At 63.9% G+C, this 9751-nt stretch carries 9 protein-coding genes and 1 pseudogene; 4 read left to right on the forward strand and 6 right to left on the reverse strand.

Annotated elements, in window-relative coordinates:
* Both VG320_RS14965 and VG320_RS14970 read left to right on the forward strand, forming a co-directional pair.
* Positions 1-119: pseudogene (locus VG320_RS14965) on the forward strand (monofunctional biosynthetic peptidoglycan transglycosylase); the annotation flags it as partial.
* Between the two features lie 680 nt (positions 120-799).
* Complete coding sequence (locus tag VG320_RS14970; protein WP_327200881.1) at positions 800-1855, forward strand: PAS domain-containing protein; 1056 nt, start codon at positions 800-802, stop codon at positions 1853-1855.
* Positions 1856-1941: 86 nt separating this feature from the next.
* Here VG320_RS14970 and VG320_RS14975 read toward each other — a convergent pair whose 3' ends face one another.
* The 3 genes from VG320_RS14975 to VG320_RS14985 form a co-directional block, all read right to left on the reverse strand.
* Complete coding sequence (locus VG320_RS14975) at positions 1942-2295, reverse strand: hypothetical protein (protein WP_327200882.1); 354 nt, start codon at positions 2293-2295, stop codon at positions 1942-1944.
* Between the two features lie 192 nt (positions 2296-2487).
* Positions 2488-3567 (reverse strand): tartrate dehydrogenase, encoded by a 1080-nt coding sequence (locus tag VG320_RS14980; protein WP_327200883.1) that lies wholly within the window; start codon positions 3565-3567, stop codon positions 2488-2490.
* A gap of 188 nt (positions 3568-3755) precedes the next feature.
* The gene (locus tag VG320_RS14985; protein ID WP_327200884.1) at positions 3756-4634 is read right to left on the reverse strand and encodes a LysR family transcriptional regulator; all 879 of its coding nucleotides are present in this window, start codon (positions 4632-4634) and stop codon (positions 3756-3758) included.
* 117 nt (positions 4635-4751) lie between these two features.
* Between VG320_RS14985 and VG320_RS14990 the strand changes: the two genes are divergently transcribed.
* Both VG320_RS14990 and VG320_RS14995 read left to right on the forward strand, forming a co-directional pair.
* Positions 4752-6299, forward strand: coding sequence for a UbiD family decarboxylase (locus VG320_RS14990; protein WP_327200885.1), 1548 nt, complete (start codon positions 4752-4754; stop codon positions 6297-6299).
* Positions 6292-6894, forward strand: a complete 603-nt coding sequence (locus VG320_RS14995; protein WP_327200886.1) for a UbiX family flavin prenyltransferase — start codon at positions 6292-6294, stop codon at positions 6892-6894. Before VG320_RS14990 ends, VG320_RS14995 begins: the two co-directional genes overlap by 8 nt.
* Positions 6895-6912: 18 nt before the next feature.
* Here the strand turns inward: VG320_RS14995 and iolG are convergent, their stop codons facing one another.
* Genes iolG through VG320_RS15010 form a run of 3 tightly spaced genes read right to left on the reverse strand, consistent with a single transcriptional unit; the run spans position 6913 to position 9744 of the window.
* The gene (gene iolG / locus VG320_RS15000; protein WP_327200887.1) at positions 6913-7920 is read right to left on the reverse strand and encodes an inositol 2-dehydrogenase; all 1008 of its coding nucleotides are present in this window, start codon (positions 7918-7920) and stop codon (positions 6913-6915) included.
* Positions 7921-7969: 49 nt separating this feature from the next.
* Positions 7970-8743, reverse strand: a complete 774-nt coding sequence (locus VG320_RS15005; RefSeq protein WP_327200888.1) for a TIM barrel protein — start codon at positions 8741-8743, stop codon at positions 7970-7972.
* A gap of 41 nt (positions 8744-8784) precedes the next feature.
* Positions 8785-9744, reverse strand: a complete 960-nt coding sequence (locus VG320_RS15010; RefSeq protein ID WP_327200889.1) for a sugar ABC transporter substrate-binding protein — start codon at positions 9742-9744, stop codon at positions 8785-8787.
* Between the last annotated feature and the right edge of the window lie 7 nt (positions 9745-9751).

A 9751-nucleotide genomic window follows, 5' to 3' on the forward strand; every position in this document is an offset into this window, starting at 1 on the left:
GGCTGGCGGTGATGCTGCCGCGGCCTAAATATTTCGACGAACATCGCGGGTCGGGGTATCTGGCCCAGCGGGCCGGGGTGATTGCCAGGCGTATGGGAGCGGCTGAACTGCCGCAGTGAGTTTTTTTTGTTGGTCTAGCCAGGTTTTTCGTTGCTCTGGGTTTGTTGGCCTTTCCTTGTATTCATGTCGGTCTATTAGCGTCGCCCCTGTGCGGGGCGGCACCTACTTTTCTTTGCCGCGGCAAAGAAAAGTAGGCAAAAGAAAGCCGCTCACACCGCTAGTGTGACGCCGTCCACCACGTGCCCAATATCGGAGTGGTGACTGGTCTTGCTCGCGTCACGCGCCGTATAACGAAGTGGTGACGCCCGCCCATCCGGGGCCGCTACGCGCCCCGTGGGGCATAACCAAAAACCCGCGCAAGCACGGTGGGTTTCCCTTGCATACCCAACCGCTGCACGCGAAGCGAGCGGCGGGATGAATGAGTCCTTTGTCACTTCGTTTTACGGCGAGTGGTGCGAACAATGCCCAGTCACCACTCCGTTAATGGGCAAGTGGTGGACGGCGTCACACTGGCGGTGTGAGCGGCTTTCTTTGCCTACTTTCTTTGCCGCCGCAAAGAAAGTAGGTGCCGCCCCGCACAGGGGCAACGCCAATAGACCGACACGCTCACAAAGAAATGCCAACCCCGCCTGCCCCCCTCCCCCAAGCCCCCACCCTCAATCCGCTAAACTAACGGTTCAACCAAAACCCAGCGGCGCCCAGCCGCCCAATTCGCGCGCAACGTCATAGAGGGAAATGGATGTCCGAGGATACGTTCGCGTTCCGTCTCAAAGTGCTGCTCGAGCACAAGAAGCTGAGTCTTCAGCAAGTCGCCGACGCCGTCGGCATCTCGCGCCCTGCCGTGCACAAATGGACGCGCGGCGGTGAAATCGACTATTCGAACCTGCGCCGCCTCGCCGCCTTCCTCGACGTCAACTGGGTCTGGCTGCGCTACGGCGATGAAGCTGTGCGCGATCTGGGCCTCGCGGGCACGACCGAGTTGCCCATGACCGACCTGCGCCGGCGCTACACCGCCGAGATCATGTCGAACGAAGCGCGCATGAAACACGCGCAGGAAACCGCCGGCATCGTGACGTGGGAATGGAATCTCGTCACCGACGAACTGATCTATTCGAGCAACTGCGAAAAGCTCTACGGCCGCGAAATCCATAGCAATGACGAGTTCTGGGAAATCCTGCATCCCGAGGACTCGATCTGGCTCAACGCTGACGCCTTGAAAGACACCGTCGAGAGCAAGGCGCCGCGCGTCTGGGACTTCCGCATCATCCTGCCCGACGGCGAGATCCGCTGGATCGAATCGCGCGTGGCCACGCTGCTCGACGATGCGGGCAGACCGGTACGCGTGGTGGGCACGACCATCGACATCAGTGCGCGCAAGGAAGCCGAATCCGCGCTGCTGCGCCGTCTGCAACTGCTCAACGACGCCGCGCGCATCGCGGGCGTGGGCGCGTGGCGCTGGCTGCGCGCGCAGGACGAACTGATCGTGTCGGACGAATGGTGCCGGCTGTTCGGCGTCGATCCCGCGAAGGCGCCGCGTCACTACATCGAGCTTTCACAGCATATTCATCCCGATGATCGTGCCGCGCGCGAGGCCGCGGTGAACGACGCTTTGGTGCGCCGTGCCGATTATCGGGTGCTGTATCGCGCGTCGCTACCCGACGACACATGGAGGCTGGTGGTGGAGCAAGGCCAGGCGCGCGTGGCGCCGCATGGCGAAGATGTGTGGCTCACCGCGCTGTGCCGCGCGGCGCAGCCCGCCGATATGCAACCCGCCATGCAGGACGGCGCGGCCTGACGGGCGTTTTCAGCTTGCGCAGTGCGCTGTCGCGCCTGGCCTCCGATATCGGATGCCATTTCCCCGCCAATCCAGCGGATGATCTTTCATCTTTCGCGCGAATTGACCCGCATCATGGCATCGACAGCCGCCGCCACATCCGGGTCCAGTTGCGGCCAGCGATCGGGTGGCAATTCGACGGTCTGGCGGGCTCGCGGTTGACGTGCTGCCGCAGCGCCTGCGGCTTCCGGCGTCGCTTCGCCGTAGCGATAGACCACCGTACGGCGCGGCGCCACCACCTCCGACACGTGAACGATGCCCGCATCCAGCCATAGCCGCAAAAGCGCGCGCACGCTGCGCACATCGCCCTGCACGCACAGCGCCAGTTCCGTAGTCGTCCCGCTTGCACCATCGCGCATCGCCTGCAACAGGCGCTGCGCCAATTCCCTCTTGTCCCGCATTTCCCACTCCCCGCTCATGCCGGCAAAGGGTCAACGCTAACCCGAGCGGCCGCGGGCTCATCCTGAAAAGAGGGGCGGCTCAATTCTTCGCCATTGCCGATCAAGGCGCACATACGACAACGGCAGGAAACGCGGCAATCAAGCCGCGTTTCCTGCCGTCCAGAGGTCCGTCGACTCAGTAACGATGCACGCTTAAAGCTGCGCAGCCACCGCCTGGCCCACATCGCCCGTCTTTGCCGTGCCCCCCATATCCGGCGTGCGCGGGCCTTCCACCAGCACCTTTTCGATCGACTGCATGATCGCGTCGTGCGCCGCCTTGAACTGCGCGTCGCCGTTGCCGAGGAAGTCGAGCATCATCGCGCCCGACCAGATCATCGCGATCGGGTTGGCGATCGCCTTGCCGAAAATATCCGGCGCCGATCCATGCACCGGCTCGAACAGCGACGGGAAATTGCGCTCCGGATTCAGATTCGCCGATGCCGCCAGGCCGATCGTGCCCGTGCACGCCGGGCCGAGGTCGGAAAGAATGTCGCCGAAGAGATTGGACGCCACCACCACATCGAAGCGATCCGGCTGCAGCACAAAGCGCGCGCACAGAATGTCGATGTGCTGCTTGTCCCACTTCACGTCCGGATAGGCCTGCGCCATCGCGGCCACGCGTTCGTCCCAGTACGGCATGCTGATGGAGATGCCATTCGACTTGGTGGCCGCCGTGAGCTTTTTACGGCCGCGCTGGTTCGCAAGTTCAAACGCGTACTTGAGAATGCGGTCCACGCCCTGACGCGTGAACACCGATTCCTGCAGCACGAATTCGCGATCCGTACCCTCGAACATCTTGCCGCCCACCGAGCTGTACTCGCCTTCGGTGTTTTCGCGCACCACGAAAAAGTCGATATCGCCGGGCTTGCGGTTAGCCAGCGGACACGGCACGCCGGGCAGCAGACGCACGGGACGCAGGTTCACGTACTGGTCGAATTCGCGGCGGAACTTGAGCAGCGACCCCCACAGCGAAATATGATCGGGCACCTTGTCGGGCCAGCCCACCGCGCCGAAGTAAATCGCGTCAAAGCCCTTGAGCGTGGCGAACCAGTCGTCGGGCATCATCTTGCCGTGCTCGAGGTAGTAATCGCAGCTTGCCCAGTCGAAATGCGTGAATTCGATCGACAGGCCGAATTTCGCGGCGGCCGCCTCCACGACGCGCACGCCCTCGGGCATCACTTCCTGGCCAATGCCGTCGCCTGCGATCGCCGCGATGCGGTAGGTCTTGCTCATGTCTCGTTCTCCGTTGCTCGTTGAGAGCGCGCCCCGATTGGCGCGCTTCGATAGCTGCAAGCATGCCTCAGTTGACGCTGGAACATTAGCCCCCGAGGCGTAGAGCCATTAAACACGATTCGTGAACAAAGCACCGCGCCCGATTGCCGACCATGCGCCGAGGCGCGACCGGAGCCACGTCGGAACCACTAAGCCGCCATATCCAGCAATGCCCGCGTGGCCGCCGCGCGATCGTAGGCGCGTGTGGCAATCACCACTTCGCTATAGCCATTCGCCATGCCGAGCGGTTTGAACACCGCCTCCTCCACGTCGAACCTCGCGAGCGTGCGCGGCACCAGCCCCACGCCCAGTCCCGCCGCCGCGAAGCGCATCACCCCAACCGAATCGGTCGTGCGCATCACGCTCGCCGGCTCGAAGCCCGCCTCCAGACACAGCTCCATCGCACGATGCCCAAGCCCCACGCCCGGCGGATCGTCGACGACGATCAGACGGTCGTCGGCCACTTCGCGCAAGCTCACGCGCTTCCTGCGCGCAAGACGGTGATCGCGCGCCAGCACCAGATCGAGAGGCGTGCGCGAAAACGGCGTGATGCGGATGGAACCGGGCAGAGCTCCGGGCGGCGAGCGCAGGAAGGCCACGTCAATGCGCTCGTCGGCGAGCGCGCTCATCTGCTCCTGCACCGGCACGCCGCGCAATTCCAGCTCGACCTCGGGCCGCGCCTGGGTGAAGCGCTTGAGCAGCGCGGGCAGTTCCGGTTCGAGCACGATCGAATTCGCGTAGGCGATGCAGAGCTTGCCCAGTTCGCCGCGGCTCGCGCGCCGCCCGGCCAGTACGGCAGTTTCGGCCTGCGCGAGCGCCGCGCGCGCATGATCCAGAAAAACCGTGCCCGCCGTGGTCAGCTCGATGCCGCGCCGCACGCGATGAAACACCTTGAAGCCAAGTTGCGTTTCCAGCGCCTTGATCTGCTGCGTGACGGCGGGCTGCGCGATGCCCAGACGCTCGGCCGTGTGGCCGAAATGCAGTTCCTCGGCGGCGATCACGAAGGTGCGGAAGTGGCGGAAATCCATCGGCGGTCTCAATCTATAGATAAGATTATCTTATCAAAAACGCCGCTTTTGATTTATTGATTCAATCGCTCTACGGGGGTCAAATAGCGTTCGTCAGTTACCCAATCAGCAACCCGGATGGACAGCTTCACCATGCATCAGCAGAACGACCTCGCAGCACAAGATTCCCAGGCCCCCGTCAACGATCTGCGCTCCGCGCTCGCGCGCCTCGCCAGCGCCCCGGGCCAACTCCTCGAAACCGATCACGAAGTCGATCCGCACGCGCAACTCGCGGGCGTCTACAAGCGTATCGGCGCGGGCGGCACGGTGGAACGTCCCACGCGTCTGGGTCCGGCGATGATCTTCAACAACATCAAGGGCTACCCGCAAAGCCGCGTGCTGGTGGGCCTGATGGCCAGCCGCAAGCGCGTGGGCATGCTGCTCGACGCGCCGCCGCGCCGTCTCACCCAGCGCATGGCCGACGCCGTGCGCAACGCCATCGCGCCCGTCACCGTGCCGCGCGAAGCCGCGCCCTGCCAGCAGACCGTGCATCTCGCCAGCGACGCGGATTTCGACCTGCGCAAGCTGATCCCCGCGCCCACCAACACCACGAGCGACGCGGGGCCGTTCCTGTGCCTCGGCCTCGTGCTTGGCAGCGATCCCGAGACGGGCCACGCCGATGTGACGATTCACCGCCTGTGCGTGCAAGGCCGCGACGAACTCTCGATCTTCTTCGCCCCGGGCCGCCATATCGACGCCTTCCGCCAGAAAGCCGAAGCGCGCGGCGAAGCGCTGCCCGTGTCGATCAACATGGGGCTCGACCCGGCCATCCATATCGGCGCGTGCTTCGAGGCGCCCACCACGCCGCTCGGTTTCGACGAGCTTTCGATTGCGGGCGGACTGCGCGGCACGCCGGTCGAACTGGTCGATTGCGTGAGCGTCGCGCAGAAGTCGATCGCGCGCGCCGAGATCGTGATCGAAGGCGAAATCCTGCCGAACGTGCGCGTGGCCGAAGACCAGCACACCCACACGGCGCACGCGATGCCGGAATTTCCGGGCTATAACGGCCCGGCCAATCCGTCGCTGCCCGTCATCAAGGTCAAGGCCGTGACAATGCGCCATGGCGCGATCATGCAAACGCTGGTCGGCCCCGGCGAGGAGCACACCAACCTCGCGGGCATTCCCACCGAAGCCAGCATCTACAACGCCGTGGAAGCGGCCATGCCCGGCTTCGTGAGCCAGGTGTACGCGCACACGGCCGGCGGCGGCAAACTGCTCGCCATCCTGCAGGTGAACAAGCGCAGCGCGCTGGACGATGGCCGCGCGCGCCAGGCCGCGATCATCGCGCTGGGCGTGTATTCGGAACTCAAGCACGTCATGCTCGTCGACGAGGACGTCGATCCCTTCGATAGCGACGACGTGCTCTGGGCCATGACCACACGCTTCCAGGGCGACGTATCGACGATGCTGTTGCCCAAGGTGAATGGCCACGTGCTCGATCCCTCGCAGACGCCCGAGTTCAACCCCGCGCTGCCCGCGCGCGGCGTGAGCTGCAAAACGGTGTTCGACTGCACCGCGCCCTTTCACCTGCGCGGCGAGTTCGAGCGCGCGAAGTTCATGGACGTCGATCCGAGCCCGTGGGCGCCCACGCTATTCGATAATCAGGATAACGAAGATCATGAGTAAGCGTGCACTCGATGGCCGCAAGCGGCTGATCGTCGGCGTGACGGGCGCGACGGGTTTCATCTACGCGGAGCGCACGCTGCGTCTGCTGCGCGAAATGGGCGTCGAAACGCATCTGGTGATGTCGCGCGCAGCGGAACTCACGCGCGAATATGAATCGACGCTCTCGCGCGATGCCGTGCATGCGCTGGCCGATCACGTACATGCGATTGCGGACGTGGGTGCATCGATCTCGTCGGGATCGTTTCGTACGCTCGGCATGCTGGTGGTGCCGTGCTCGATGCGCACGGTCGGCGAAATCGCCTCGGGCGTCACCAGCACGCTGCTCACCCGCGCCGCCGACGTGGTGCTCAAGGAACGGCTGCCACTCGTGCTGATGGTGCGCGAGACGCCGCTGAACCTCATTCACCTGCGCAACATGACGACGGTGACCGAGGCGGGCGCGGTGGTGTTTCCGCCGGTGCCCGCGTTCTATGCGAAGCCGCAAAATCTGGAAGAAATGGTCGATCATTCGGTGAGCCGCGCGCTCGATCAGTTCGGCCTGGATACCGAACGTATCGAGGCGTGGCGCGACATGCAGTACGAACGCGCGGCCTGAACGATCGCACCGACGGCGTCACGTCCCCAGCATGTCGGACGTGATCGCCACCCTCTCGCCCGTGCGCGCGGCGCGCGTGGCGGCTTCGGCGCAAGCCAGCGCCGCCACGCCATCGGTCAGCGTCACGGGCATGCGCGTGCCCGCTTTGAGAGCCTCGACGAACGCTGCCCATTCCGCCTCGTAAGCGCGCATATAGCGCTCAAGGAAGAAGTACATGGGTTTCGCCGTCAGCGTGCCCGCGTCTGTGATCTTTTCCAGCGTGTTTTCCAGCACATTCTTCGCGCTGAGCAAGCCCGCTGACCCAAGCAGCTCGACGCGCTGATCGTAGCCATAACCTGCGCGCCGCGAGTTCTTGATGACGGCGATGCGGCCATCGCGCCACGTGAGCGTCGCCACCGCTGTATCCACATCGCCAATCGAGGCCACCTCCGGGTCCACCAGCGCCGATCCCGTCGCGCTGATCGTGGCCGGCGCGCCGCCCATGATCCAGCAAGCCATGTCGAAGTCGTGAATCATCATGTCGCGGAACAGTCCGCCCGATCCGCCAAGATAGGACAGCGGCGGCGGCGCGGGATCGAACGAGGTGATCGACAGCAATTCCGCGCGGCCAATTTCGCCCTTGTCGAACACGGCCTTGAGCGCGGAAAACTGCGCATCGAAGCGGCGATTGAAGCCGATCATCACCGGCTTGCGCGTTTGCGCCACGGTGGCCTGACATTGCAGCGCGCGTTCGAGCGAGAGATCCACCGGCTTTTCGCAGAGCACGGCCTTGCCGCAGGCCGTCGCACGCTCGATCAGATCCGCGTGGGTATCCGTCGAGGTGGCGATTAACAGCGCGTCGATCGAGCGGTCGTCGACGATGCTATCCACCGTGGCGACCTGCGTGCCATATTGCGCGGCAAGTTTCTGGGCGGCTTCGCTGGCGACATCGGCAATGGCCGCGAGGCGGCAATCCAGATGCGAGGCAATCGAGCGTGCATGGACCTGACCAATGCGGCCCGCGCCTAGCAGAGCGATCTTGAGCATGTGAGTACCTTTCGTTGGTGGCTAGGAACGTTTGAGTGGAAGTGGCTAGTCAGACCGCGAACGCATCGCTAAAGCGTTGCAGCGCGCGCGCGTCGTCGCCGCTTGCCCAGGCTTCGAGTCCGACCGTGCCGCGATAGCCCGCCTGCGCCAAAGCGCGCGCAATCGCCGGATAGTGAATCTCGCCTGTGCCCGGCTCGCAGCGCCCCGGCACATCGGCCACCTGAATCTCGCCGACAAAGGGCAGAGCGCGACGTAGCAGTTCGATCAGATTGCCCTCGCCGATCTGCGCGTGATAGAGATCGAGATTCAGGCGCAGATGCGCGCTGCCAACCGCGCTCACCAGCGCAAGCGTGTCAGCGGCCTTTGCGAACGGCACGCCCGGATGATCGACTTCCGTATTCAGGTTCTCCAGGCAGAACACCACGTCTGCGCGCCGCCCCAGTTCTGCGACGCGTTGCAGCGTGTGCTGCGCCGCCAGCCACATCGCACCCGTAACGATGGGCGTGGGCGCAACCGGCAATCCTCTATCGTTCAGGCCCGTGCCATGCAGATTCAAACGAGGGCAATTTAATTGCTTTGCAATCCCAATCGATTGCTCAGCCGTTTCGATCAGCCTCTGCGCGCCAGCTTCGGTGATAAGGTCGCCTTCGATATAGCCTGTCATCGACGAAAACTTCGCGCCCGTGGCCGCCAAAGCATCAATGTCGTGTTTAGTCCAGTCCCAGATCTCCACCTGAAAGCCCAACGCGGCGATCTTTTTGACACGTTCGACAAAGGGAAGCTGGCGAAAGACCATTTCGGCGCATACGGCGAGTTCAAACATCGTGCGTCTCCTGTGAGCAGGCATCGGAAATCGGGTGAAGTTCAGCGGTACTGTCCGGCGTATTTTTCAACCAGCGCCACGTTCTCGCGCGTCACGAAGCTGGGGCCGGTGGCCACGCCCGAGGGCGAAAAACGCGGCACGAGACCATAGGTGCGCAGACGCTGCTGGAACTGCGGGTTCGCCTTGAGCGCGGCCACGGCGCTCGCCACATCGCGCGAATGGCTCTGCTTCATGATGGCCAGCAGCGCGATAGGGATATAACCCTGTAAGTACGGTTGCTGATCGATCGCGAATGCGACGGTGCCCGCTGCGATGGCGCGATCCACTTCAGGCGTCATGTCGAAAGTCGCGAAGAAAATCTTTGAAGTCAGCCCGAGTTTGCGGATCGCGCGCAGGGCGGGCACCGCCGAGGTCGGGCCGAGCGCCAGCACAGCCTGCGTGTCGGGACGCTTATGCAGCGCCGCGAAAACGCGGTTCTCCACTTCGGTAGGATCGTTGCCGCTATCGAGCGTCGAGCTTTTGAAATCCGCGCCAATCGCTTCCGCAAAACCCCTGCAGCGCTCGAACGACGAGGGATTGGTCGCGTTGTTGTTCACGCACAGAAAGCGTTTCACGCCTGCCGCCTTCGCGCGCTCGCCCGCTTCCTTGCCCGCTTCGTATTCCGGTTGGCCCACATGCAGCAGTGCGCCCAACGCCGCGTTCTGCTGCGCAGTGCCGGAATTGAGCGTGATGACCGGAATGCCCTTCGCCACGAGCATCTTGACCGGGCGCTGCACGATGTCGAAATCGGCGATGGTCGTGGCCACGCCATCGTAGTTGCGCGCGGCGGCCTGGTCGAGCAGATGGACCATATCGGCGAGATCGCCGTCGGGCGGATTGCGGTAATCGACCGTGACGCGGAAATCCTTTTGCGCATCGCCAATACCGTTCTTGACGACGTTCCAGAACGGGTCGGCGTCGGGCGCGTGCGAAACGACGACGAAGCGGGCGTTATCGGCCAGCGCCTCC

It is taken from the genome of Paraburkholderia sp., assembly GCF_035948235.1.
GTDB lineage: Bacteria > Pseudomonadota > Gammaproteobacteria > Burkholderiales > Burkholderiaceae > Paraburkholderia.